Raw genomic sequence first — 25245 nt, 5'->3', positions numbered from 1 at the left:
ACGCAACACGCTACGTGTCGTGTACTCTGACGACGTGGCCAAGGCACCGGATCCCGCGAAGCGGAGCGAGGACGCACGTCAGGCAGTCCTCGCGGCCGCGCTCGAGCTCTGCGAGGAGATCGGGTACCCGCGGCTCACCATCGAGGGGATCGCGGCACGGTCCGGGGTGAGCAAGAAGACGATCTACAGGTGGTGGCCCTCCAAGGGGGCCGTGCTCCTCGAGGCGGTCGTCGAGAAGGCCGAGAGCACGGCGAACCACCCCGACACGGGACACTTCGTCGACGACGTGCTCACGCAGCTCAAGGCCGTGATCGAGCTGCTCACGCCTCACCGGACCTCGGCAGTCACCGGCCTCATCGCCGAGGCGCTGCGCGACGACGACCTCGCCGGCGATCTCCGCGAGCAGGTGATCGTCCCCAACATCGGGCTCTTCGACAAGCGGATGCGCTCAGCGATCAGTCGCGGTGAGCTCCCCGAAGGTGCCGACCTCAAGCTGCTCAACGACCTCCTCCACGGCACCCTCTACCACCGCCTCGTCTTCCACCTGGGCATGCCGAGCGACGAGGAGCTGCGCGAGCGCATCAAGGTCGTGCTCGCCGGGATCAACGCGCGAGCCCAGCGGTAGGCCACGCCGGGCGGGCGGCTCAGTTGAGGGACCCGGCCGGGACCGTGACGCCGAGGACCTGCTTGAGCGCCTCGACGTGCTCCTCGGCGCGTCCGTCCCGGGCGGCGGTCCGGGCGTGGACAGTCGGGGTGTGGAGTAACCGGGCCGCGAGGCGGCGCAGCGCGCGGGCGGCCTCCTCTGAGGAGACCTGCCCCTCCGCCGGCAGCCGGGTGAGCTCCTCGGCGACCGCGTCCTCCACGCGCCGCCGCAGCGCGACGACGGCGTCGTCGACGACCCTGCTGGCAAGGTCGGCGCCGAGCCGCTCCAGGCCCCGGCTGACGAGCTCGCGCGCGTGCTCCACCTCCGCCGCCGCGGTGGGCGGCAGCTGGCTGCGCACGGTCTCCAGGTCGATGAGCCGCACACCGGGCAGCTCCCGCACCGCGGGGTCGACGTCGTGGTTGAGGGCGAGGTCGACGACGACGAGCTCCTCGTCACCCGTCCGCACCGCGAGCGCCGCCACCACGGAGGTCGTGTCCAGCACGACCGTGCCGGTCCCCCGGCAGGTGACGACGATGTCGGCCCGGGCCAGGGCGGCACCGAGGTCGTCGACGGCGACGGCGTCGTGGCTCTCGGCGAAGGCCGCGGCGCGTCCGGAGGCCGACCACACCTCGACGTCGTGCACGCCCCGCGCGCGCAGCGCCGCGAGCGCCACCCCCGCGTAGGCGCCCGTCCCGACGAGCAGCGCGCGCTCCCCCGCCAGGCGGCGGCCGGCGAGGTCGAGCGCGACGGAGGCGACGGACGCGCCCGCCCGGGCGAGGTCGGTGGCCACGGCGACCTCGCGCGAGGTTCGGGAGGCGTGCTGGAAGGTCCGCTCGAGCAGCGGCGTCGTGAGCCCGGCCTGGCGGGCCGCGTCCAGCGAGCGGCGGACCTGGCCGACGATCTCCCGCTCCCCGACCACCATGGAGTCCAGACCGCTGGCGACCTCGAAGAGGTGGCGCGTGGCGCCGTCGCCCTCGAGGACGACGGTGCTGTCGGCGACCTCGCCGGTGCCGAGCCCGCTCGCCCGGGCGAGAGCGTGACGGACGTGGTCGGCCGCCGTCGCCGGGTACTCGGCGTCGAGATAGATCTCGAGGCGGTTGCAGGTCGCCAGGACCACCGCGCCGCCGATCCCGCAGTCCGCGTCGGGGTCGAGCGAGCCCGCGCCGTCGCCTGCGTGGTCGGCGAGGACGGCGCGCAGCCGGTCGGCGCCGACGGCGCTGAGCCGGTCGACGACCGCCAGCCCCGCGTGGCGGTGGTTGGCTGAGACGACTGCAAGGGCCACGAGGATCCCCCAAAGGAACGGCCGGTGGTGGGTGCAGGCACAATGGCTGGCGTGACTACTTTCGGCGGCAACGGTAATACATCTGACGAAGTGCGTGCGCCTCTCCTGGCGGCGTACTCCGGCGAGCGTCCCGAGCGCCTGCCGGTGTGGTTCATGCGGCAGGCTGGGCGTTCCCTGCCCGAGTACCACGAGGTGCGCCGCGGGACGGGGATGCTCGAGGCCTGCCTCAAGCCCGAGCTCGCGACGGAGATCACCCTCCAGCCGGTGCGCCGGCACGGGGTGGACGCGGCGATCTTCTTCTCCGACATCGTCGTGCCGCTGCGCCTGGCCGGCGTGGACGTGGAGATCGTCTCCGGGGTGGGCCCGGTCATCGCCGACCCCGTCCGCTCCCTCGCCGACGCCGACCGCCTCGTCTCCCACGCCCCCGGTGATCACGCCGCGATCCAGGAGGCCGTGCGCCTCACCGTCGCCGAGCTCGGCGAGGTCCCGCTCATCGGCTTCGGCGGCGCGCCCTTCACCCTCGCCGCCTACCTCGTCGAGGGCCGCCCCTCGCGCGACCACCTCGCCGCCCGCGGGCTCATGCACTCCGACCCGGCCACCTGGGACCGGGTGATGACCTGGGCCGCGGACCTCACCGGCGCGTTCCTGCGCACGCAGGTCGAGGCCGGCGCCCGCGCCGTCCAGCTCTTCGACTCGTGGGCCGGCGGCCTGTCCCTCGCCGACTACACCGCCCACGCCGCGCCCTACAGCGCCCGCGCGCTCTCCCACGTCAAGGACCTCGGCGTGCCGATCGTCCACTTCGGCACCGGGACGAGCGAGCTGCTTGGCGCGATGCGGGACGCCGGCGCGGACGTCGTCGGCGTCGACTACCGCCTGCCGCTCGACGAGGCCAGCCGTCGCCTGGGCGGCACCACCCCGCTCCAGGGCAACATCGACCCGGCCCTCCTCACCGCCCCGTGGGAGGTGCTCGAGGCGCACGTGCGCGACGTCGTCGAGCGCGGCCGCCAGGCCCCCGGCCACGTCCTCAACCTCGGCCACGGCGTCCCGCCGACCACCGACCCCGGCGTGCTCACCCGGATCGTCGAGCTCGCCCACACCCTGTGACCCGCGACGCCGTCGTCGTCGGCGCGGGGATGGGCGGCCTCACCGCCGCCCACGCCCTCGCCGCGGCGGGACTGCGCACCCTCGTCCTCGAGGCGGGCGACCGGGTGGGCGGGCTGGTCCAGCACGCGCGGGTCGGCGGCATCGACGTCGACGCGGGGGCGGAGTCCTTCGCGCTGCGCCGCCCCGAGGTGGCAGACCTCGTCACGCGGCTGGGGCTGGAGTACACGACCCCGGCGACGGCGTCGACCATCTGGCTCCCTGACGACGGCGGGCGGGCGCTCACCTCCCCCACCCGCGCGCTCCTCGGCATCCCCGCCGACCCGCTCGCCGACGACGTCGTCGCGATCGTCGGTCCCGGCGCCGCCGCCCGCGCCGCCGCCGACCGGGAGCTGGGTCCGTCTGCGGGTGCCGATGCCACGACGCTCGCCGAGCTCGTCACCGTGCGCATGGGCGCCGACCTCCTCGAGCGGCTCGTGCGCCCGGTCGCGCGCGGCATCCACGGCACGGACCCGGAGAACCTCGCCGTCGACGCCGTCGCGCCCGGACTGCGGGCGGCGCTCGTCTCCCACGGCTCCCTCGCGGCGGCCGTGGCCGCGACCGTGCCGGACGGGCCGGCGGTGGGCTGCGTCGTCGGCGGCATGTGGCGGCTGCCGGCCGCCCTCGCCGCGAGCGCCGAGGTCCGCACCGCCACGCGCGTGACCTCGGTGGCCCGGGAGGCGGACGGCACCTGGCTGGTCCACGTCGACGACGGCGCCGCCCCCGTCCGCACGCGCCGCCTCGTTCTCGCGGTGCCGGGTCCCGAGACGGTCGCGCTGCTGGCCGACGTGCTCCCGGGCGAGGTGCCCGAGCCGCGGGCGGGGAACCCGATCGCCCAGGTCACGCTCGTCGTGGACGCGCCGGAGCTCGATGCGGCGCCGCTCGGCTCGGGGGTGCTCGTCGGCCCGGACGCCGGGGTGCGGACCAAGGCGCTCACCCACGCGACGGCGAAGTGGGCGTGGCTGCGAGACGCGACCCCGACCGGCGTCCACGTGCTGCGCCTGTCCTACGGCCGCGCCGGGGACGACCCTGCGGCCCTCGACACCGTCGACGCCGCCGTGGCCCTGGCGGACGCCTCGACACTCCTCGGCCTCCCCCTCTCTCGGGCCCAGGTGCGCGACAGCCTCCGTGTCCACCGCCCGCTCGGCCTGCCGCCGTCGGCCGCCGCCGACCCGGCCCTGCGCCCGCTGCTCGAGCGCGTGCGGGCGGCCGACGGCCTCGGCGTGTGCGGCGCGTGGGTCGCCGGCACCGGGGTCGCCGCCGTGGTGGCCCAGGCCCAGCAGGAGGCCGCCCGCCTGCTGGCCACCTGAGCCGCCCGGAGAATCCGGCTCTCGGCGACGAGGGAGGTCGCCCTCCCCGTCCTCGCCGACAGCGGAGTTGTTACTCCCCCTCCGGGAACAAGTCTGCTGTCGGCGCGGGAGGGAGGGGACGGACGTCACCTCGACTTCGGTTTCTCCGGGTGTGCACACTGGGGAGGTGACCCCTCCCCCGCTCCGGCTCGGCACCCGCGCCTCCACGCTGGCGCTCACGCAGTCCACCACCGTGGCGAAGGCCTTAGAAGCCGTGACCGGGCGGGAGGTCGAGCTCGTCCGCATCCGCACCGAGGGCGACCGCAACCGCGCCTCCCTCGCCACCCTCGGCGGCACCGGCGTGTTCGCCGCCGCGCTGCGCGAGGCGCTGCTCGCCGGCGAGTGCGACCTTGCCGTCCACTCGCTCAAGGACCTCCCCACCGCCCCGACGCCCGGCCTGTCGATCGGCGCGCTCCCCGAACGCGTCGACTCCCGCGACGTCCTGTGCGCTCGCGAGGGCTGGAGCCTCCAGACCCTGCCGGAAGGCGCCCGCGTCGGCACCGGCTCGCCGCGCCGCGCCGCCCAGCTCCTCGCCGCCCGCCCGGACCTCGTCATCGTCGACATCCGCGGCAACGTCGAGACCCGCCTCGGCCGCGTGCAGGCCGGCGACCTCGACGCCGTCGTCCTCGCCCGCGCCGGCCTCGCCCGGGTCGACCGCCTCGAGGCCGTCACCGACACGCTCGACCCGCAGGTCGTCGTCCCTGCCCCCGGCCAGGGCGCCCTCGCCGTCGAGTGCCGCACCGAGGACCTCACCAACCCCGACCACCCCCTCGCCATCGGCCTACGCGCCCTCGACGACCACGCCACCCGCCTCGCCGTCACCGCCGAGCGCGTCGTCCTGCGCGTCCTCGAGGCCGGCTGCGCCGCCCCGCTCGGCGCCCTCGCCCACCTCGACGGCCAGACGCTCCACCTCCACGCGACCGTCGTCGAGCACGACGGCAGCCGCCGCCTCGAGCACCGCGCCAGCACCACCCTCCCGAGCGACGACGACGCCGCCTCGCTCGCCGCCGCCGAGGCGCTCGGCACCGAGGTCGCCCAGGCGTTGCTCGAGGCGGGTGCCGCGACCATCACCGGGCGGCCCGCGTGAGCCTGGCCGGCCGCACCCTGCTCCTGCCCAACACCGACGCCGCGGACCGCCTCGCCCGCGCCGCCGCGGACCAGGGCGCCCGCACCGTCACCGCGGACCTCATCCGCCACGCGACCGTCGCCCCCACCGACGAGCTCGACGCCGCCCTCCGCGCCGCCGGCACCGCGGACTGGGTCGCCCTGACGAGCGCAACGGCCGTCGCCGTCGTCGCCGAGCGGGCCGCCGCCCTCGGGACGACGACGGCGCAGCTCCTGTCCGGCCCGCGCGTCGCCGCCGTCGGCCAGGCCACGGCCGCCGCCCTCGCCGCCCACGGCGTCGAGGCGGACCTCGTCCCGCCCGGCCGCTCGAGCGCCGTCGACCTCCTCGCCGTCTGGCCCGAGGGCAGCGGCACCGTCCTCGTGCCGCGCTCGGAGATCGCTGCCCCCACCCTCGTCGCGGGCCTGCGCGAGCGCGGCTGGGACGTGCGCGACGTCGTCGCCTACCGGACCCTGCCGGTGACGGCACCCGACCCCGCGGTCGCCGCGATGCTCGACGGCGGAGGGGTCGACGTCGTCGTCCTCACCTCGGGCAGCACGGCGAGCGCCTTCGCCGCCCTCTACGGCACGGCCGCCCCCGTGCGCGTGTGCGCGATCGGCACGAGCACCGCCGACGCCGCGCGAGCCGCGGGGCTGCCGGTCCACGCCGTCGCCGACCACCAGACCACCGCCGGCCTCCTCACCGCCGCCGCGCACGCCCTCACCACCGGAGCCCGCCCATGACCGCCCAGTTCCCCGCCGCCCGCCCGCGCCGGCTGCGCCGCAGCCCCGCGATGCGCCGGCTCGTCGCCGAGACCCGCCTGCACCCCGCGGACCTCGTCCTGCCGATGTTCGTCAAGGAGGGCCTCACCGAGCCGGCGCCCATCGGGTCGATGCCGGGCGTCGCCCAGCACTCGATGGACTCCCTGCGCCGCGCGGCCGTCGAGGCCGCCGAGGCGGGGGTCGGCGGCGTCATGCTCTTCGGCGTCCCGGCCGTGCGCGACGCCGTCGGCTCCTGCGCGACCGACCCCGACGGGATCCTCAACGCCGGCCTGCGCGCGCTCGTCGAGGAGGTGGGCGACGCCGTCGTCGTCATGTCCGACCTGTGCCTGGACGAGTTCACCGACCACGGCCACTGCGGCGTCCTCACCGCCGACGGCACTGTCGACAACGACGCGACCCTCACCCGCTACGAGGAGATGGCGCTCGCGCAGGCGGAGACCGGTGCGCACGTGCTCGGCCTGTCCGGGATGATGGACGGCCAGACGGCGGCCGTGCGCGCCGCGCTCGACGGCGCCGGGCACGGCGACGTCGCCGTGCTCGCCTACTCGGCCAAGTACGCCTCGGCGTTCTACGGGCCCTTCCGCGAGGCCGTCGACTCCGCCCTCCAGGGCGACCGCCGCACCTACCAGATGGACGCCGGCAACCGCCGCGAGGGGCTGCGCGAGGCGACGCTCGACCTCGCCGAGGGCGCCGACGTCGTCATGGTCAAGCCCGCGATGAGCTACCTCGACGTGCTGTCCGACGTCGCCGCCCACTCCCCCGTGCCCGTCGCCGCCTACCAGGTGTCCGGGGAGTACGCGATGATCGAGGCCGCGGCGGCGCAGGGCTGGATCGACCGGCGCCGCGCGATCGAGGAGTCCCTGCTCGGCATCCGGCGCGCCGGTGCGGACATGACCCTCACGTACTGGGCGACCGAGGTCGCCGGCTGGCTGCGCTGACCACCCCACTCGCAAAGGAACCCGATGACCGACCCGATGGACGACATCTTCAGCTCCGCCCGCGCCGTCATCCCCGGCGGGGTGAGCTCGCCGGTGCGTGCCTACGGCTCGGTGGGCGGGGTGCCGCGCTTCGTCGCGTCCGCGCGGGGGCCGCACATCACCGACGTCGCGGGGCGGGAGTACGTCGACCTCGTCATGTCGTGGGGGCCGGGGCTGCTCGGCCACGCGCACCCCGAGGTCGTGGGCGCCGTGCAGGAGGCGGCGGAGCGCGGGCTCTCGTTCGGGGCGCCGACGGTGGCCGAGGTGGAGCTGGCCGAGGCGATCCGGTCGCGCGTTGCGCCCGCCCAGCGGGTCCGCCTCGTCTCGACCGGCACCGAGGCGACGATGACGGCGATCCGCCTCGCCCGCGGCGCAACCGGCCGCGACCTCATCGTGAAGTTCGCCGGGCACTACCACGGGCACGTCGACGCGCTCCTCGCGGAGGCCGGCTCCGGGGTGGCGACCTTCGGCATGCCGGGATCCGCCGGCGTCACGGCGGCGACGACGGCGCAGACCATCGTGCTGCCCTACAACGACGCCGTCGCCCTCACCGAGGTCTTCGCCGCGCGCGGCCACGAGATCGCCGCGGTCATCACCGAGGCGGCGCCGGCGAACATGGGCGTCGTCCCGCCCGACACCGGCTTCAACGGGCTGCTCCGCCAGATGACCGAGGCCCACGGGGCGCTGCTCATCCTCGACGAGGTGCTCACCGGCTTCCGCGTCCACCGCTCCGGCTGGTGGGGGCTCGAGCAGGCGGGCGCCGGCGACGGCGGGACGCGCGCCTGGGAGCCCGACCTCGTCACCTTCGGCAAGGTCGTCGGCGGCGGGATGCCGCTCGCCGCCGTCGGCGGGCGCGCCGAACTCATGGATCTCCTCAGCCCGCTCGGCCCGGTCTACCAGGCCGGGACGCTCTCGGGGAACCCGCTGGCGACGGCGGCCGGCCTGGCGACCCTGCGGCTCGCCGACGACGCGGTCTACTCGCGGGTCGACGAGGCGGCGGGCGTGGTCGCCGACGCCGTGGGCGCCGCGCTGACCGCCGAGGGGGTGCCCCACCGGGTGCAGCGCGCCGGGAGCCTGTTCTCGGTGTTCTTCGGCGAGGCGGCGGCCGCCGCGCCGGTGCGGAACTACGCGCAGGTCCAGGCGCAGGACGCCTTCCGCTTCCCGCCCTTCTTCCACGCGATGCTCGAGGCGGGCGTGGCGCTGCCGCCGTCGGTCTTCGAGGCGTGGTTCCTCTCCGCCGCGCACGACGACGCCGCCGTCAGCCGCGTCCTCGACGCCCTCCCGGCAGCCGCCAAGGCCGCTGCCGCCGCCCAGCCCGGCTGACCGGCAGCCCGGCCCACCCCACCCGCCCCCCTGAGGCCGACAGCCGGATTCTCCGCGGAGAGTCCAGGGCTCGGCGTAGCAGGCGGGACAGGCGTCGGGGGCGGGCGGGAGGGACAGAGACGGCTCAGGGTGCGGTGAAGCCGTGCTCCCGGAGGATCTCCCGGCCGGCACCGCTCTGGAGGAACTCGACGAACGCCGTCGCCTCCTCGGTGTCGCGGCCCTCGGACACGAGCGCCGTGAGGCCGACGGCGGGCGCGTCGGGCAGCGCGACGATGGTGACGCCGTCGCCCGCGACGTCCGCGAGGTAGGTGAGGGCGAGCTCCGCCTCCCCGTCGACGACGGCGCTCACGCCAACTGGCCCGACCACGCCGGCAGCTCGGAGTAGTCCTCCGCGACGACCTGCCCGCGCCCGTCGGCGGCCTCCTCCGGCAGCGGGAGCAGCGTCGCGTCCGTGTCGCCGCCCACCGTCTGCAGCCAGTCCTGCGCGAGCTCCCCGCAGTAGTCGCCGCACGCCGCGACGCGCGCACCGGCGAGCACCTCCGCGCCCTCCCGTCCGTCGCCCTCGGCAGCGGCGGCGGGCAGGACCGCACGCAGCTCCGTCGTCGCGACCAGGCCGGCGTCCGTCCACAGCGACGCGTCGGCGGACTCGACCGTGCGCGGGTTGTCGGTGAGGACGACGTCGGAGGCCACCTGCCGTGGCGCGGCGGCACCAAGGGCAGCGGTGAGGTTGTTGGCCCGGTTGAGGTCGGCCGGGCCGAGGTCGACGCGCAGCGGGTCGTTGCCCTCCGCCGTCCACGCGGCGTCGAGGTCCGCGATCGCGTCGCGCACGACCGGCGGCGCGATGACGGTGAGCAGGCCCTCCGGGTCGTCCACGGTGACGGGCGGCTCCTACTCCTGCCCCCAGACCACCAATCCGCGACCGCAGGCGAAAGTGACGACCGCGGGTGTCGTTCCGCCCGCGGTCGTCACTTTCGCCTGCGCTCGGCCTGGCGCTCGTCGGGCCCCTCGCCGAGGCTGGGGCGTCAGCCCTTGAGACCCGTCTGGGCCAGGCCCTGGATGAACTGGCGCTGGGCGAAGATGAACACGACGAGCACCGGCACCACCGTAAGCGTGGTCGCCGCGAGCTGGACGTTCCAGATCGGCCCGCCGTAGGCGTCGACGTACTGGGTCAGCGCCTGCGGCAGCGTGAAGTTCTCTCGGCTGGAGAGGAAGACGATCGGCTCGAGGTACATGTTCCAGGACTTGAGGAACATGAAGATCGCGACGGCGGCCACGGCCGGCCGCGCGAGCGGGAAGGCGATGCGCCAGAAGATCCCGAAGCGGCTCAGCCCGTCCATGCGGCCGGCCTCCTCCAGCTCGCCCGGCAGCGCGAGGAAGAACTGCCGCATGATGAAGGTCGCGAGCACGCTCGGCGCCCCGAAGATCGGGATGAGGATGAGCGGCCAGTGCGTGTCGATGAGCCCGGCGGAGTTGACCATCCGGAACAGCGGCACGATCGTCACCTCGATCGGCACGAGCAGGCCGATGAGCACGAGGACGAACAGCAGGTTCGCCCCGGGGAAGCGCACCCGGGCGAAGGCGTAGCCGGCCATCGAGGAGAACAGGATCGTCCCCACGGTGACGAGCAGCGCGATGTACAGGCTGTTCCAGTACTGCTGCGCGAAGGGCTGCAGCTCGAAGACCTGCCGGTAGGGCTCGAGCGAGGGGCTCGTGGGCCACAGCGTCGGCGGCACGCGCAGGATCTCGCTCGTCGTCTTCATGGACGACGTCGCCATCCACCACGTCGGGAAGAGGAAGGGGACGCACGCGATCGCCATGACGACGACGAGCACGCCGCGCCACGGACGGCGCCGCACCCGCCGGGGCTGCGCCGTCGTGTCGGGCGGCGGAGCGAAGGTCGTCTCGCCCACGGCCCGGTCGACCAGGTCAGACTTCATGGAACACCCACCGCTTTCTCGTCTGCCACTGCACGAGCGTGAGGGCGAGGACGATGACGAAGAGCAGGACGGCGACGGCGCTCGCGTAGCCGAACTGGTTGAACTCGAAGGCCTGGCGGTACAGGTAGTAGACGAGCACCGTCGTCGTGCTCCCCGGGCCGCCCTGGGTGAGGACGTCGATGAGCGCGAAGGTCTCCAGCGAGCCGACGATCGTGAGGATCGAGACGAGCAGCACCGTCGGGGAGATCATCGGCAGGACGATCGAGCGGAAGCGCCGCCACGGGCCTGCGCCGTCGAGCGTCGCGGCCTCCTGGATCTCCTCGGGCACCCCCTGGAGGGCGGAGAGGAACAGGATCATGTTGAGGCCGACGTTCTTGAAGACCTGGACGACGACGACGGCGACCATCGCGGTGACGTTGCCTCGGAGCCAGTTCGGCCCGTCCACCCCGAAGACCTCGAGCAGGGAGTTGATCCCGCCGTCGGCCTGGAGGAGGAAGCCCCACACGATCGTCCACGCCACGAGGGAGACGACGACCGGGGAGAAGAACGCGACCCGGAAGAAGGTCGTGCCCGGCAGCTTCTGGTTGAGCAGCACCGCGAGGAACAGCGCGAGGCTGATGTTGAGGACGACCACGCCCAGGGAGAACCACAGGCTCGCGACGAGCGAGTCGTGCAGGGCGGTGTCCTCGAGCATCCGCTCGTAGTTGGCGGCGCCGGCGAAGGTGAAGGTGTTCGCCAGGACGTTCCACTCGTGCAGCGAGTACCAGATCACCGCGAACAGCGGCCCGACGACGAACAGCAGGCTGCCGGCGATGACGGGTGCGGTGAAGGCGTAGCCCCAGGCGGCGTCGCGCCGCCGCCAGGCGGACCGGCGCTGCCGGCCCGCCTGGCTGCTGGTGATCGCGGCCATCAGCTCTCGAGGAGCGGTTCGACGGCGGAGCACACGTTGGCGAGCACCGTCTCGACGTCGGCGGCCGGGTCCCACAGCTCGTCGAGGGCGCCGCGGACGGCGGTGTCGAGCTGGGCGAAGTTCCGGTGGGCCGGCTTCACCTGCGCGTCGACGATGCTGCTGACGACGGCGGTCTCCAGCTGCTCCGGGGACAGGAGCGGGTTCGCGTCGCCGAGGACCTCGGTGGTGAGGAGGGACTCGCGCGGCGGCGGGAAGTAGGCGGCGAGCTTCTCGGCGCTCTCCGGGCTGGTGAAGTAGGCGAGGAAGTCCGCGGCGATCTCGGGGTTCTCGGCGTTGGCGAGGACGCCGATGCCGGCCTGGCCGATGACGTTCTGCTGACCGGCGGGACCGGCGGGCAGCGGGAGGACGTCCCACTCGAAGGAGCCGTCGAGGGAGGAGGCGCGCGAGATCTGGGTGATCGTCATCGTCACGTCACCGGCGAAGAAGTCGCTGCTCGTCCCGGGGCCGGGCATGGCGCCCTGCTCGAAGGCGGCGTCGTGGAACCACTCCATGACCTCGACCATCTCCGGCTCGGTGAAGGTGCACTGGCTGCCGTCCTCGGACCACGGCGCGGCGTCCCAGCCGCCCCAGATGGTGGCGAGGTTGCCCCAGCCGGCGTAGTCGAAGTCGCGGACGACGAGCCCGGCGCCGCCGAGCGCCTCGGCGCTGGCCGCGGAGATGTCACGGGCGGCGTCGAAGGTCCACTCCCCCGCCGCGTGGAGCTCGGCCGGGTTCGGCTGGCCGGACTCGGCGATGCGGTCGGTGTTGACGAAGGTGACGAACGGGGAGTTGGAGAAGGGGTAGGCGTACAGGCCGTCGTCGGTGGACCACAGCTCGAGGGCGGAGTCGAGGAGGTCGTCGTACTCGTAGCCCTCCGCGCCCTCGAGCGTGGGCCGGATGTCGGCGAGCGCGCCGCTCTCGACGAACTCGGGCGCCGAGCTCTCGAAGATCCACGCGAGGTCGGGGGCGTTGCCGCCGGCCAGCTGGGTGGTGAGGGTCGTCGTGTAGTCCTCGAAGGGCAGCGGCTCGAAGGTCACGCTGTTGACCGTGTCGGGGTTGGCCTCGATGTACTCGGCCGCGATCTCGTCGAAGAGCGCGAGCTGGCTCTCGTCGGCGGTCCAGACGGTCATGCGCAGGTCGACGGGCGAGTCGGGGGTGGCGGCCTCGCCGTCGCCGTCGCCGGCGCCGCAGGCAGCGAGGGAGCCAACGCCGAGAGTGAGGACGGCGAGAGCGGGGACCAGAGTTCGACGGTGAACCATCATCTCTCCTTTATCTGAGGGGGTGCCGAGCGCCGGGCGGCGTCGGTGGAGGTGGGCCGGGTCAGTAGCCGTAGACGCCGTCCGGCCAGTGGAGCTCGACGCCGTCGGCGAGGAGCCGCGAGCGCAGCTGGTCCACGAGGGCGGGGTCGCCGTGGACCTGGTGCGGGGTGGTGCGGTCGGTGATCGACGTGGCGGCGAGCACGCCCGCGACCTCGCCGATGTTCCACTCCACCGGGTGCAGGCGGTAGCAGCCGTTGGTGATGTGGGTGGTGCCGATGTTCTTCGCCGCCGCGAGCAGGTTGGTGACCCGCTGCGGGACGAGGGCGCCGAGGGGGATCTCGAAGGGCGCGGAGCCGACGTCGATGTAGTTGTCGCCGCCGGTGGAGGGGTGCAGGTCGATGCGGTACATGCCCACGCCGACGCTGTCGGGGTAGCGGCGCGAGCCGGCGTCACCCCGCACGGCGAGGGAGACGTCCTGCTCGCGGATCGTCTCGAGCGCGCGGATGCGGCGGCCCTCGCGGTGGTAGGGCGCCATCGCGAGGCCGTCCTCGGTGCCCATGACGTCGGGGCGCAGGCGCAGGCCGGGCCAGCCGGTGCCGCCGTCGGGGCGCGGGGCCTCGGTCTGCATCCAGTAGACCATCGACAGGCTCAGCTGCCGGGCGTCCTCGAGGCGGGCGGCGGCGACGTCCTCGGGGACGTCGATGACCGGGGCCTCGAAGTAGTCGATGCTCGGCCAGTTCACGAGCGTGATGTCGCTGTCGTAGGTGCCGGGCTCGAAGAGGTCCTTGGCCGCGATGCGGCGGAAGGTCCACAGGTTCCCGTCGCCGGGGTTGAGGCTCTGGTCGGCGAAGACGGACAGCGGCTCGTCGCCCGGGTTGGGCTCGAAGTGCCGCTCGGTGATCTCCAGCGTGCGCGGGTGCGGGGCGGTCCAGCTGAGGAGGTTGCCGCCCCAGAAGTCGGGGCGGACCGAGCGCCAGTGGTCGTACTGGGCTGGGCGCTCGATCGTGTGGTCCTCCCCCGCGACGTGGTCGACGGCGAAGCAGACCGACACGGCCTGGATGTTCTCCGGCTGCGCCTCGGCGGGGGCGCTGGGCTCCCCGGTCTCGGCGGAGGACTCGAAGCCGGTGACGTACTCGGTGCCGGACAGCGGCAGCAGCTCGCCGGTCTCGGTCGCGTCGAGGACGTAGTCCGCGCCGATCGTCGTGCGCTCCCCGGTGCGCAGGTCCTCGACGGTGACCGAGCGGACCGCGTCGCCGTCCACCTCGCAGGCGACGGGACGGCGGTGCATGAGCACCCGCAGGCGGCCGCCGGAGATGTAGGGGGCGAGCATCTCGTCGATGACGGCGACGGCGACGCGCGGCTCGTGGCACAGCTTGCTCACCCAGCCGGCCCCCGGGTTGAGGTCGCTCTTGCGGCGGGCGGCCTCCTTGAGCGGGTAGCTGCGGCGGTAGTAGTCACGGATGCCGTCGCGGAAGCGGCGGTAGGACGCGGTGCAGCCGAAGTCCTCGATCCACGGGTGCTCGTCCGGCGGGACGGCCTGGGACGTCGACTGGCCGCCGAGCCAGGCGAACTCCTCGGTGAGGACGACGGTCGCGCCGTGGCGCAGCGCGCCGAGCGCGCCCGCCACCCCGCCGAGTCCTCCGCCGACGACGAGGACCTGGGTGCGTAGTTCCACCAGTGTGTGCCTTTCTTCCGGCCGGGGTGCCCGGCTACTGACGCGGGGCGACGGTCGCCCCGGGGACGAGGGTGCAGGGGATGCTGACCTGGAGGTCGCTCGCGTCGACCGGGTCGGGTGCGAGCTGACGCAGGACGAAGCGCAGGGCGTGGGCGCCCATCTCCCAGCGCGGGATGAGGAAGCCGCTCCAGTCGACGTCCTCGCCGTTGGGCCGCTCCGGGTCACCGAGGCGGGCGATGGACAGGTCGCGGGGGACGTCGAGGCCGCGGGCGAGCGCGGCGCGGCGCAGCGGGGCCGCGAGGTCGGAGGTGACGAGCGCGGCCGTGACGCCGGCGGCGAGGAGGGTGTCGAGGAGGGCGCCGGACCCGAGGTCGGGGGCGTCGTAGGTGACGGGCTGCAGGCCGGCGGCCGTCATCGCCTCGCGGTAGCCGCGGGAGCGGTCCTCGATGGACTCGTGGCCGGTGAACTCGTTGATGAGCACGATGCGCTCGTGACCGAGGGCGACGAGGTTGTCGACGACGGCGCGGGTGGCCTCCCCGTAGGCGGCGGCCGCGTAGGGCACCTGCGCGTCCGGCGCCTCGCGGCGCCCGACGAAGGCGAAGGGGAAGTCCTGGCGCAGCAGCTCGGCGAGGTCCTCGGGGTAGCTGCGGCGGCCCAGGAGGACGCAGCCGTCGGCCACCCGCAGCCGCGTGACGCGGCCGGTGGACACGAGGCTCTTGCCGGAGCGGCCGGACATCGAGGTGAACATGAGGAGGTCGACGCCGGAGCGCTCGGCCTCGTCCTCGATGCCCTCGAGGAAGGGGTAGTAGAAGTTCGCGCCGGAGTGCGGGAAGACCGGCTCGTAGGTGTAGACGCCGATGATCGAGCTGCGGCCGCCGGCGAGCAGCTGGGCGCTGGGGTTGGCCGCGTAGCCGGTGACGGCGATGGCCTCGAGGACCCGCTCGCGCACCTCGGCGCTGACCCGCCGCTGGGCGACACCGGTGCCGTTGAGCACCATCGACACGGTCGTCTGGCTGACGCCCGCGAGGCGTGCGACATCCGCCTGCGTCGCGCGCCGCCCCTTGACCACCATTGCCGTCTCCTTCGACCGAGTGGGCCCTAGAGAATCGGGTTTTGCGTAAAACTACAAGGACGCGCCGACGGTGAGGTCATCGCGACAACGTTTTCTGTCGAGCCGGACGCCCCCGGCGGGCCGGACGGAACCCTTGTCGTTTTGCGTATGACGCTGTTCGATGCCGACCACGGTCCGCGACGGCGCGGACCGGGAAGGAGGAGAACCGATGAGAGCACGAGCATCACGGCTCGCCACGGCCGCCGCCCTGGCCCTCGCCGTGCTGGCGGGGGCAGTCGCCCCCGCGACGGCGGGACCACGGGAGGACGCCGCCGAGGCGAGTACCGCCGTCGTCCCGAGCCAGGAGAACCTGCCGGTCTTCGAGTACCAGGGCGTCATCACCGACAAGGAGACGATGTCCTACAACCCGACCAACGAGTACATCTTCCCCGCGGTGTTCCACGCGGGTGAGCACCTCGAGGACCCGCTCGCCGAGTGGTACCTCTACCTCGGCCCGCACGACGCGCCCGGCGGCATCGTCCTCATGTACTCCGACTCCCTCGCGGGGCCGTGGACGGAGTACGAGGGCAGCCCGGTCATCGCCAACCAGTGGGGCGACTACTACGACGTCACCCACGTGGCGACGCCCGAGCCGTTCTGGCACCCCGTGGAGGACGAGCTCTACCTGTACTTCCACGGCGAGAACACGACGACGCGGTACGCGACGTCGTCGGACGGGATCCACTTCGAGTACGGCGGCGAGGCGGTGACTACGGCGCAGGGCGGGCCGGGGATCACCGAGACGTCCTACGCACGCGTCTTCGAGCACCCGGACGCCGACTCCCCCTACGCCTACGCGATGTTCTACATGGACAACACCCCGGAGAACATCCGCCGCATCCGCGTCGCCGAGTCCTACGACGGGCGTGAGTGGGACGTGCGCCCCGAGCCGCTCGTCGTGCCCGGCGCCGCCGAGGGGCAGAACGTCTCGAGCGCCAACCTGTGGGAGTGGGAGGGGCAGCTCTACGTCATCTACCACGCGTCGTCGGGCAAGATCCACGCGCGCACGGTGAACGACGCCCTCACCGAGACCGGCCCGACGTGGGTGCTGCACGAGGCGAGCGGCGTGGGTGAGGACACCGGGCGCGTCGCCGCGCCGGACATCGTCACCGACGAGACCGGCACGTACCTCTTCTACGAGTCCGGGGACCGCCTCGGTGCGACGATCAAGTACGCCAAGCTCAACCCCGACGCCGTGCGGCCGCCGGCCCCCGGCGCCGACCCGGATCCCCTGCGCCAGCAGTGCAGCGGCGCGGCCAGCGACGAGTTCGACGGCACCGCGCTCGACGCCGGCCTCTGGTCCGCGAGCGTGCGCACCGATGCGAGCGCGCACGAGCTGCGCGACGGCTCGCTCGTCCTGCCCACCTACCGCGCGGGCGTGAACGGCGCGCCGCTGCTCCTCCAGGACCTGCCCGCGGGCGACTGGGAGGTGACGACCGAGCTGACCTTCCGCCCGGACCAGCGCTTCCAGCAGGCGGGGCTGCTGCTCTACGCGGACGACGCGAACTACGCCAAGCTCGACCTCGTCCACGGCTCCCAGGGCCTGCGCCTGGAGTACATCCTCCGGACGAACGGCAGCGACCGGAACACCGGCTTCGACTCGGTGGTGCCGGACGCCGGGCTGGGCGAGACCTTCTGGCTGCGGCTGACGGGCGACGGCGACACCGCGGTGGCGTCGGTGTCCTTCGACGGCGCGACCTTCGAGCCGTGGGGCCGGCCCGTGGACCTCGGGGCGCTGTCCCCCACCGCCGTCGGGCCCTTCGCGATGCGCGGTGCGACGGACGCGCCCGAGATCGAGGCGAGCTTCGCCTGGCTGCGGTGGACGCCGACGGCGGCCGAGCAGGAGGCCTGCGAGGGCGGTCTCGCCATCCCGGAGATCCCTGAGGACGACGAGACCTCCGCGCCGGGCAGGGCCTCGCTCCGCACGACGAGCGGCTGGGCCACCGGCCTCCACGACGGCAGCTTCGAGGTCCTCGTCGACCTGTGGTGGGGCACGAACGGCAGCGTCCTCGCGCTGTACGAGAACGGTGAGCTCATCGCCGTCGAGGACCTCGAGCTCGCCACCCCGCGGGCACAGTCGGTGCGCATCCCGGTGAGCGGCCGGCCGAACGGGACGTACACGTACACCGCCATGCTCATCAACTCCCGGGGCGCGACGGAGACGGCGCCGGTGACCGTCGTCGTCGACGACGCCGAGCCCGGGCGGGCGCAGCTGAGCCACGACAACTGGGACGGCGACGGCGGCTTCACGGTGACCGCGAACCTGTGGTGGGGGACGAACGCGACGTCCTACCGGATCCTCGAGGACGGCGTCGTCATCGCCGAGGGCTCGCTGGAGGCGGCGACGCCCCGGGCGCAGCGGGCGACGGCCACGGTGAGCGGCCGGGCGCCGGGGACCTACACCTACGTCGCCGAGCTCACCAACCCCGCCGGCACGACGGCGAGCGCTCCCCTGACGGTCACCGTCCGGAGGTAGCGGCAGCGCCTCCCGGCCTCCCCCGGCGCGACCTTGCGGCAGCAAGGTGCGGCCGGGCAGGCCCCTCAGCCGCCGACAGCCGGATCCTCCTCGGAGAATCCGGCTGTCGGCGCGTCGGGATGAGCTCAGACGGTGCGGAGGGCGCCGGCGCGGAGGGCGGCGGCGAAGGACGGGGCGAGCGGGACGTCGGCGATGAGGGCGGCCTGGTAGGCGTGGTAGACGTCGGGCTTGCCCTCCCAGGTCCCGGACGCCGGACGGTTGTGAGGATCGAGCTCGTGGCGCCACGAGCCGGCCCCGTGGTCGACGAGGTAGGTGTCCGCGTAGGCCCACCAGCGGTCGACGTCGGCGGCGTGGGCGTCGTCGGCGGTGACCCGGTGGAGCACGGTCGAGGTGGCGATCGCCTCGGTGACGACCCAGTGCATCCGCGCCCGCACGACGGGCTGCCCGGACCAGTCGGTCGTGTAGACGAAGCCCTCCGCGCCGTCGGCGTCCCAGCCGTCCGCGACGGCGCGGGCGGCGAGCGCCGCGGCTGCCTCGTCCAGCCCCGCGGGTCCTGCGGTGCCGAGCGTCGCCTCGACGGCGAGGAGGAGGCGGGCCCACTCCAGGCCGTGGCCCACGGTGGCGCCGTAGGGCTTGAAGGGGTCGGCCGGGCGGTCGCGGTTGTGCTCGAGCAGCGGCACCCAGTCGGAGGTGAAGTGCTCGGGGATGCGCCAGTCGTTCTCCCGCGCCCAGGCGGCGACCCGGGCGGAGATGCGGCCGGCGCGGCGGTGCCACAGGGCCTCGCCGGTGACGTCACCGGCGGCGAGGTAGGCCTCGACGGTGTGCATGTTGGCGTTGATGCCGCGGTAGGGGTCCAGCGTGGTCCACGCACGGTCCCACTCGTCGACGACGAGCCCGGCCTCCTCGTCCCAGAAGTGCTCCTCCTGGGCGGCCAGGGCGAGGTCCAGGAGCTCGCGCGCCCCCTCGACGCCCGCGGCGAGCGCCGAGCTGGCAGCGAGTACGACGAAGGCGTGGCCGTAGGCCTGCTTCGTCGCGTTCGAGGGCCCCTCGGCGGTGACGGCGGCGAACCAGCCGCCGTGCTCGTCGTCGCGCAGCGGGCCGAGCAGCGAGCGGACGCCGTGGGCCGCGAGCGCCGTCAGCTCCTCGCGGTCCGGGCCACCGGGGGCCGGCTCCTCACCGGCGAGGACGCCGAGGCTGAAGATGTGCGTCATGCGGCAGGTGATCCACAGCTCGACGGTCGTCGGGTCCACCTGGCCCGTCTCGTCGAGGTAGCCGAAGCCGTGCTCGCAGCGGGCGCCCGCGCCGAAGCGCAGGAGCTCGGCGCGCTGGGCGCGGCGGTAGTCGTCGCTGCCGGGGCGGGCGGTGGGGCTGGGGTGCGTCATCTCGGTTCCTTCCGAATCGCGGCCGTCCATACCGTAGTGGGCGGAGCCACGGTGCCCGCACACCCGTCCAACCGCACCGGAGTATCCAGCTCTCGGCGCAGGAGGGAGGGCGCGGGGCGGGGAGGTCGGGATCGGGCCGGCCGGCGCTGGCTAGCCGGGATCGGGCCAGGGTGTGCCACTCCCTGGGTGTGGCCCGGCCTTCTCCGCGCGCTCCCGCGGCGCCAGGCTGAGGACATGACCACTCCCCCACCCGCCGTCGTCGTCACCGGCGCCCGCGTCATGCACCCGTCCGGCGTCGTGGCCGAGGACCTCCACGTCGTCGGGGACCGCCTCGTCGCGGCTCCCGGTGGACGGGACGCGCACGTCGTCGACGCCGAGGGCGCATCCGTCGTCCCGCTGCTCTTCGAGAGCGCCATCGCGCAGCTGCCTCCAGGCGAGCGGGACCGCTTCGACCTCGTCCCGGGAAACCCGGCCACCTTCGCCGTCGTCCGCCGCAGGGTCACCGAGTCGCAGGTGCACCGCATGCTCGTCGTCGACCCCGGCGACCTGCTCGCCGTCTACGTCGCCGGTCACCTCGAGGCCCACGACGGCGAGCCGACCCGGCCCGCGGGCGAGGACCTCACCGACCCCGCCGTCCGGGCCACCTGGGCCGGGACCTGGCACGACAGCGGTCGCGCCCTCCAGCAGCACCTGCGGCCCGACGGCCGCTACTCCGAGACCCGCGGCGGCCGCGCCGACGCGTACACCGGCCGCTACTGGGTCCGCGAGGACCGCATCACCTACCTCGACGACTCCGGCTTCTGGGCCTTCGGCCAGCTCGTCGGCGACGTCCTCCACCACGCGGGCTTCGTCATGAGCCGACGGCGGAGCCTGCCAGGGAGCACCAGGTCCTGGTTGGGCGGGGCCGCGACCCGTACCGTCGAGCCGTGACCACCTCCGAGCTCGGCTCCTTCCTCAAGGCCCGGCGCGGCCACGTCCGGCCCGCGGACGTCGGCCTCACCGCGCACACCCCGCGCCGGGTGCCGGGGCTGCGCCGCGAGGAGGTCGCGATGCTCGCGGGCGTGAGCGTGGACTACTACGCGCGCCTGGAGCAGGGTCGCGAGCGCAACCCCTCGCCGTCGGTGCTCAACGCGATCGCGAGCGCCCTGTGCCTCGACCTCGACCAGCGCGAGCACCTCTTCCGCCTGGCGGACCTCGCGCCCACGGCGCTGGCGCCCGCCACCGACCCGCCTCCTCAGGCGCTGCGGGAGCTGCTCGAGGCGTGGCCGCACACGCCCGCCGTCGTCATCGACCGGCGGCTCGACGTCCTGGCGCACAACGCCCTCGCGGCCGCCCTGTACGCGGACTTCGCCCGCGTCGACAACGTCGCGCGCATGGTCTTCCTCGACCCGGTGGGCGCGCGGTTCTACGCGCACTGGGACCGGGCGGCCGAGTCCTGCGTCGCGAACCTGCGCCTGGCCCTGGGGCACGTGGACGCGGCCGACGGCGTGCGCGCGCTCGTCGCCGAGCTGTCGCAGGCCAGTGCCGCCTTCCGGCAGCTGTGGGCGCGCCACGACGTGCGCGGCAAGACCCATGAGTCCAAGGAGTTCCGCCACGGCGAGGTCGGCGACCTCTCCCTCGACTACCACGCCTTCGACGTCAGGGGTCTGCCCGGCCGCCAGCTCGTCGTCTACCGGGCCGCGCCCGGCTCCCCGAGCGCTGAGAAGCTCCAGCTGCTCGCCTCCCTCCACGCGGCACCCGCGGCCGCTGCCCCGCCCGACGCGTAACCCCCGGTTCACGCTCGGCCCACCAGTCGATACGCAGTGGTACGTTCTTGCTATGAGTGGGACATACAGCGTGACGATGGGTGATCGCGGGCGGCTCGTCGTCCCGGCCGAGCTCCGGGATCGCGCCGGCCTCACCGCCGGTACCCCGCTGATCCTCGTCGAGAGCGAGGCCGGGGTCATCGTCATGACGCGTGCGCAGGCCCGGCAGCACCTGCGCAGCCAGCTCGCCGACGGTGATCTCGTGGGCGACCTCCTCGCCGAGCGCCGGCGTGCGGCCACGGCGGAGGACGACGCCGCGTGACATCGGTCCTCGACGCCTCCGCCCTGCTCGCGTACCTCAGCGGCGAGGACGGGGCTGACCGGGTCGAGTCGTTGCTCGTCGCGGGCGCGCAGTGCTCGAGCGTCAACTGGTCGGAGGTCGCGCAGAAGGTGCGTGCCGCGGGCGGCGACTGGCCGGTCGCCTCTGCCCTCCTGCAGAGCTACGGACTGCGCGTCGAGCCGGCGACGGCGGACGACGCCGAGCGCGCCGCCTCGCTCTGGCGGCGCGGTTCCGGGCTCTCACTTGCCGACCGGTTCTGCCTCGCCCTCGGTGAGCGCGCCGGTGCGCCGGTCTGGACGGCGGACACCGCCTGGGGCGAGTCGGACGCCGTCCACCAGATCCGCTGAGCCCGGGAGCGCGGAAGCGTCAGTGCGCGGCGGCGAGCTCGCGGGCGGCGTCCGCCCGGGCGGCGGCGATGGCCGCCTCCAGCCGTGCCCGCGCACGACGGCGGCGCACCACCACCAGCACTACCAGACCGGCCACGAGGACGAGCGCCGCGAGCTGGGCCCACGGCACCGCCCACAACGCCACCGACCCGGCCGCCGCGCTGAGCAGCTCGTCGGGCACCTCGTCGCTGCCGACGACCACCGGGCTCACGCTCACCTGCCCGCCCACCCGGAAGGTCGGCCACGCCTCGACCGACACCGTCTGGGTCGCGGACTGTCCCGGCAGCACCTCGCGCGGCCCGTCGACGACCGCCTCGCCACCACCGAGCCCGAGCAGCCCCGTGACGCCGGCCGTCTGGGCTGCGCCGAGCCGTACGTTGCCCTCGTTCGCCACGGTCCACGTGAGGTCGACCGTCCCGGGCGCGAAGGGGTTCCACGAGGGCCGGTACTCCGCGCGCAGGTCCTCCACCGCGAGCGCCGGTGCGAGGTCGCCCGCCACCCGCAGGTGCACGCGGGCGCCGGCGCGCGAGTCGAGCGACACCGCCGTGCCCTGCTCGTCGGTGCCCACGGTGCGCAGCGACGCGACGATCCCGGCGGGCTGGTCCCCGGGAAGCGCGTCCTCGGGCACCGTGATCGTGAAGGGCAGCACCGCGCTGCCCATGGGCTCGAGCTCGACGCTCTCGGCGATCTCGATCCACGAGCCCGCCGCCTCGGGCGCGACGTCGCTGGGCAGGACGTCGAAGGTCCCGCCGTCCGTGACCGTGCCGTCGGAGGCGAGCAGCGCGAGGGTGATCGCCTCCTCGGAGTAGTTCGTCACCTCGACGTGGTCGGTGTGGCGGGCCCCCGGCTCGAGCTCGAGGCGGAAGGAGACCCTCCCGTCGGCCCCGTCCGGCCCGGACGGCGCGATCCCGAAGGTCACCTGGTCGGCGGTCCCCCTCACCGCGCCGCCGGTCGCGTCCTCCGGCGGGGGCGCGGGGACGGAGGTTCCGCCGTCGGGAACGGACTCCTCCGTGAGGTGCGGGTCGGCGACGTCGGCCGCCGCGGGGACGACGACGGCGAGAGGCAGGGCGAGCAGCAGGCTCGCCACCGTGGTGCGCAGGTGGGACATGGCTTTTCCTTCGGCAACGGGCGGCGCCGTGCCCACCGGTGGGTCCCACCGGCGGGCACGGCTGTGGGAGAGGTCGTCAGTCGACCGGGAAGAGGGTCACGGTCAGCGACCCGGAGTAGGCGCCGTCGGCGGTGTCGACGGGCACCTCGAGCTCGAGGTCGGCGTCGAGCACCGCGGTGCCGACGCGGCCGGAGGAGTCGGCGGAGGCGAGGGTGGCGGCGGTGGCCAGGCCCTCCCCACCGGACATGACGGTGCGCACGCGCTCACCGGGGACCACGCCCTCCTGCGCCTCGACGAGGCCCGGCGTCCAGCCGAGGTGGCCGGCGCGGATGACGCGCTCGTCGGCGGAGGTGAGCGCCGAGGCCTGGCCGGAGACGGCCCAGCCGGCGGCCTCGCCGCGCGAGTCGGTCACCGACACGGTGGGCAGCTCGCCGCCCAGGCGCAGGCGGTCGCCGGCGTGCCGGAGGTCGCCGAGCTCGACGGCGCCGTCGGCGACGCTGAGCACGAGCGCACCGGGCAGCTGCTCGTCGTCCTCACCGAGCTCCGGGATGACGGCCTCGACCTCGATGCCGCCCTCGGAGGGCTGGGTCGCCCAGAGGTCGTCGAGGAGGACGTTGGCGAGGTCGGTGTTGTCGAGGTACGCGCCGCGGACCGGGTCGGTGCCGGTGGCGCGGGCGTAGAGGGTCTCGACGCCGACGCCCTTGGCGAAGACGGGCACGAGCTGGTTGGTGTGGTTGCCGGAGTACCAGTCGAGCTCGGGGACCTGGTCGGCGTCGCCGTGCATGGGCGTCCAGCCCGGGTCGGAGCCGGCGCCGGCGAGGTAGCCGGTCTCGTGGTCGGCCGTGACGATGATGAGGGTGTTGTCCCAGGTGGCGTCGGTGTCCTCGGACTCGACCCACTCGACGGCGGCCTCGACGGAGGCGTTGAAGTCCTGGGTCTCCTCGATGTTGCGGACCTCGTCGTTGGCGTGGCCGGTCCAGTCGATCGCACCGCCCTCGACCATGAGGAAGAGGCCGTCCTCGTCCTGCTCGAGGACGTTGAGCGCGCCGGCGGTCATCGTCTCGAGCGTGGGGACGTTGTCGTTGAGCGGCGTGTCGTACGGCGCGGTCTCCTCGCCGTCGGCCGCGCGCCCCTGCTGGAGGGTGGAGGCGACCTGCGCGAGGCCGAAGACCCGCTCGGGCACGCCGTCGCCGGCGGCGAGCGCCTCGAAGTCGGCCTTCTCCTCGAGGTAGGAGAAGCCGGCCTGGCCGTCCTGGAGGCGGGCGAAGTCTCCCTCGCTGATGTAGTCGTACGACGGCGTCTCGCGCGGCTCGCCCGAGTCGGTGAAGCCGGGGTGGCCGGCGCCCATGACGACGTCGAGGTCGCTGTCGAGCATCTCGGTGGCGATGCCCTGGTAGTCGTTGCGGTCGGCGTTGTGCGCGACGTAGGAGGCCGGGGTGGCGTGGCTGAACGGCACCGAGGAGACGACACCGGCGGCGCGCCCGGTGGCGATCGCCCGCTCGGTGAGGTTCTCCACCCGGTTGCCCTCGTGGTCCAGGCCGGTGGCGCCGTTCGTGGTCTTGACGCCGGTGGCCATCGCGGTGCCGGCGGCGGCGGAGTCGGTGACGTTGCCGTTGATGTACTGGAAGTCCGTCCAGGCCTTCTCGGCGTCGTAGGAGTTGCCGTGCTGGAAGGTCGTCATGTTGGTCAGCGCCCAGTCCTCGTAGACCTGGACGGCGTTGCCCGGCAGGGTCCTCACGCGGCCCTCGGCGTCGGAGAGGACCTGGTAGCGGCTCTGGCCGGTCTCGTAGAGGTTGGTGCTGGCGATGTGGTTGTAGCCCATGCCGTCACCGATGAAGACGATGACGTTCTCGGGGATGGCAGGGTTGTCCTCCGGCGCGGCGCTCGCAGTGGCGGCCGTGCCGACGAGGGCGGCGACGATCCCGGTGGCGATCAGACCGCGGCGGGTCCAGCCGCAAGGTCGGTGATCCATTGGTGGTGCTCACTCTCGACTCGGGTCATGCCCGCGGTGTGCGGGCGACTCGGACGCTAGGAAGCGGTGGTGAACTGCCGCCCGGGGATGAGGAAACGCTCGGTGAACAGTGGGCGGCCGGCAGTCGAGACGATGCGGGCTCTCATCCCGACGGCCGACGACGTCGGAACCTTCGTCGGACCCGTCGCTCCCGGCGCTCGCTCCGCTCCCGACGGCGTGCGGTCACCGTCCGGACACCTGCCGGCCACGCGGCCCTGCTTCCCTTCGCGCGGCGGCCGGACCGCGCCGCCGTCGTTCGACCAAGGAG

General features: G+C 74.1%; 23 protein-coding genes. 12 read left to right on the top strand and 11 right to left on the bottom strand.

The features are described from left to right. The first annotated feature begins 19 nt into the window (after nucleotides 1-19). Nucleotides 20-625 carry a TetR/AcrR family transcriptional regulator gene (locus tag AA0005_RS06455; protein ID WP_413452591.1) on the top strand — a complete coding sequence of 202 codons (606 nt, stop codon included), beginning with the start codon at nucleotides 20-22 and terminating at the stop codon, nucleotides 623-625. Nucleotides 626-644: 19 nt separating this feature from the next. Here the strand turns inward: AA0005_RS06455 and AA0005_RS06450 are convergent, their stop codons facing one another. Continuing rightward, entirely contained in the window at nucleotides 645-1925 is a 1281-nt protein-coding gene (locus AA0005_RS06450; RefSeq protein WP_413452590.1) for a glutamyl-tRNA reductase, read from the bottom strand. A 42-nt stretch (nucleotides 1926-1967) separates the two neighbouring features. Here AA0005_RS06450 and hemE point away from each other — a divergent pair, with 42 nt between their 5' ends. From hemE to hemL, 6 genes are all read left to right on the top strand, one after another. Continuing rightward, nucleotides 1968-3029, top strand: coding sequence for a uroporphyrinogen decarboxylase (gene hemE / locus AA0005_RS06445; protein WP_413452589.1), 1062 nt, complete (start codon nucleotides 1968-1970; stop codon nucleotides 3027-3029). After that, a complete protein-coding gene (locus tag AA0005_RS06440; protein WP_413452588.1) occupies nucleotides 3026-4375 on the top strand; it encodes a protoporphyrinogen/coproporphyrinogen oxidase in 1350 nt (449 codons plus the stop codon). Before hemE ends, AA0005_RS06440 begins: the two co-directional genes overlap by 4 nt. Nucleotides 4376-4541: 166 nt before the next feature. Further along, entirely contained in the window at nucleotides 4542-5501 is a 960-nt protein-coding gene (hemC, locus tag AA0005_RS06435; RefSeq protein ID WP_413452587.1) for a hydroxymethylbilane synthase, read from the top strand. Next, nucleotides 5498-6259, top strand: coding sequence for a uroporphyrinogen-III synthase (locus tag AA0005_RS06430; protein WP_413452586.1), 762 nt, complete (start codon nucleotides 5498-5500; stop codon nucleotides 6257-6259). The genes hemC and AA0005_RS06430 overlap by 4 nt, the downstream gene beginning before the upstream one ends. Further along, complete coding sequence (gene hemB / locus AA0005_RS06425) at nucleotides 6256-7236, top strand: porphobilinogen synthase (protein ID WP_413452585.1); 981 nt, start codon at nucleotides 6256-6258, stop codon at nucleotides 7234-7236. The genes AA0005_RS06430 and hemB overlap by 4 nt, the downstream gene beginning before the upstream one ends. Nucleotides 7237-7260: 24 nt before the next feature. Then, entirely contained in the window at nucleotides 7261-8598 is a 1338-nt protein-coding gene (gene hemL, locus AA0005_RS06420) for a glutamate-1-semialdehyde 2,1-aminomutase (protein ID WP_413452584.1), read from the top strand. 124 nt (nucleotides 8599-8722) lie between these two features. Here the strand turns inward: hemL and AA0005_RS06415 are convergent, their stop codons facing one another. From AA0005_RS06415 to AA0005_RS06385, 7 genes are all read right to left on the bottom strand, one after another. After that, on the bottom strand, nucleotides 8723-8947 hold the full coding sequence (locus tag AA0005_RS06415; RefSeq protein WP_413452583.1) for a molybdate ABC transporter substrate-binding protein: 225 nt from the start codon (nucleotides 8945-8947) through the stop codon (nucleotides 8723-8725). Next, the gene (locus AA0005_RS06410; protein ID WP_413452582.1) at nucleotides 8944-9471 is read right to left on the bottom strand and encodes a hypothetical protein; all 528 of its coding nucleotides are present in this window, start codon (nucleotides 9469-9471) and stop codon (nucleotides 8944-8946) included. Before AA0005_RS06410 ends, AA0005_RS06415 begins: the two co-directional genes overlap by 4 nt. Nucleotides 9472-9620: 149 nt before the next feature. Next, on the bottom strand, nucleotides 9621-10535 hold the full coding sequence (locus AA0005_RS06405) for a carbohydrate ABC transporter permease (RefSeq protein ID WP_413452581.1): 915 nt from the start codon (nucleotides 10533-10535) through the stop codon (nucleotides 9621-9623). Then, nucleotides 10525-11445 carry a carbohydrate ABC transporter permease gene (locus AA0005_RS06400; RefSeq protein ID WP_413452580.1) on the bottom strand — a complete coding sequence of 307 codons (921 nt, stop codon included), beginning with the start codon at nucleotides 11443-11445 and terminating at the stop codon, nucleotides 10525-10527. The genes AA0005_RS06405 and AA0005_RS06400 overlap by 11 nt, the downstream gene beginning before the upstream one ends. After that, a complete protein-coding gene (locus AA0005_RS06395; protein WP_413452579.1) occupies nucleotides 11445-12743 on the bottom strand; it encodes an extracellular solute-binding protein in 1299 nt (432 codons plus the stop codon). The genes AA0005_RS06400 and AA0005_RS06395 overlap by 1 nt, the downstream gene beginning before the upstream one ends. Nucleotides 12744-12804: 61 nt before the next feature. Continuing rightward, on the bottom strand, nucleotides 12805-14418 hold the full coding sequence (locus AA0005_RS06390) for an FAD-dependent oxidoreductase (protein ID WP_413452578.1): 1614 nt from the start codon (nucleotides 14416-14418) through the stop codon (nucleotides 12805-12807). Between the two features lie 34 nt (nucleotides 14419-14452). Then, nucleotides 14453-15490 carry a LacI family DNA-binding transcriptional regulator gene (locus AA0005_RS06385; protein ID WP_413452577.1) on the bottom strand — a complete coding sequence of 346 codons (1038 nt, stop codon included), beginning with the start codon at nucleotides 15488-15490 and terminating at the stop codon, nucleotides 14453-14455. Between the two features lie 208 nt (nucleotides 15491-15698). Between AA0005_RS06385 and AA0005_RS06380 the strand changes: the two genes are divergently transcribed. After that, nucleotides 15699-18005 carry a DUF1349 domain-containing protein gene (locus AA0005_RS06380; RefSeq protein ID WP_413452576.1) on the top strand — a complete coding sequence of 769 codons (2307 nt, stop codon included), beginning with the start codon at nucleotides 15699-15701 and terminating at the stop codon, nucleotides 18003-18005. A 125-nt stretch (nucleotides 18006-18130) separates the two neighbouring features. On the opposite strand, the gene AA0005_RS06375 is transcribed toward AA0005_RS06380, so the two are convergent. Next, nucleotides 18131-19387, bottom strand: a complete 1257-nt coding sequence (locus AA0005_RS06375) for an AGE family epimerase/isomerase (RefSeq protein WP_413452575.1) — start codon at nucleotides 19385-19387, stop codon at nucleotides 18131-18133. A gap of 234 nt (nucleotides 19388-19621) precedes the next feature. On the opposite strand from AA0005_RS06375, the gene AA0005_RS06370 reads away from it, so the two are divergent. From AA0005_RS06370 to AA0005_RS06355, 4 genes are read left to right on the top strand one after another with little or no spacing between them, the layout of a single operon-like run. Next, complete coding sequence (locus AA0005_RS06370) at nucleotides 19622-20317, top strand: Atu4866 domain-containing protein (protein WP_413452574.1); 696 nt, start codon at nucleotides 19622-19624, stop codon at nucleotides 20315-20317. Further along, nucleotides 20314-21153, top strand: a complete 840-nt coding sequence (locus AA0005_RS06365) for a helix-turn-helix domain-containing protein (RefSeq protein ID WP_413452573.1) — start codon at nucleotides 20314-20316, stop codon at nucleotides 21151-21153. The genes AA0005_RS06370 and AA0005_RS06365 overlap by 4 nt, the downstream gene beginning before the upstream one ends. Before the next feature lie 52 nt (nucleotides 21154-21205). After that, entirely contained in the window at nucleotides 21206-21454 is a 249-nt protein-coding gene (locus AA0005_RS06360) for an AbrB/MazE/SpoVT family DNA-binding domain-containing protein (RefSeq protein WP_413452572.1), read from the top strand. After that, nucleotides 21451-21819 (top strand): type II toxin-antitoxin system VapC family toxin, encoded by a 369-nt coding sequence (locus tag AA0005_RS06355; RefSeq protein ID WP_413452571.1) that lies wholly within the window; start codon nucleotides 21451-21453, stop codon nucleotides 21817-21819. Before AA0005_RS06360 ends, AA0005_RS06355 begins: the two co-directional genes overlap by 4 nt. 19 nt (nucleotides 21820-21838) lie before the next feature. Here the strand turns inward: AA0005_RS06355 and AA0005_RS06350 are convergent, their stop codons facing one another. Continuing rightward, entirely contained in the window at nucleotides 21839-22966 is a 1128-nt protein-coding gene (locus tag AA0005_RS06350; protein ID WP_413452570.1) for a WxL protein peptidoglycan domain-containing protein, read from the bottom strand. A gap of 76 nt (nucleotides 22967-23042) precedes the next feature. Further along, entirely contained in the window at nucleotides 23043-24938 is a 1896-nt protein-coding gene (locus AA0005_RS06345) for an alkaline phosphatase (protein ID WP_413452569.1), read from the bottom strand. Between the last annotated feature and the right edge of the window lie 307 nt (nucleotides 24939-25245).

This window comes from Georgenia phoenicis, from assembly GCF_047302425.1.
In the GTDB taxonomy this organism is placed as follows: Bacteria; Actinomycetota; Actinomycetes; order Actinomycetales; family Actinomycetaceae; genus Oceanitalea.
The sequence above is the reverse complement of the archived record's forward strand: the minus strand, read 5'-3'. Positions and strand labels throughout refer to the sequence as shown.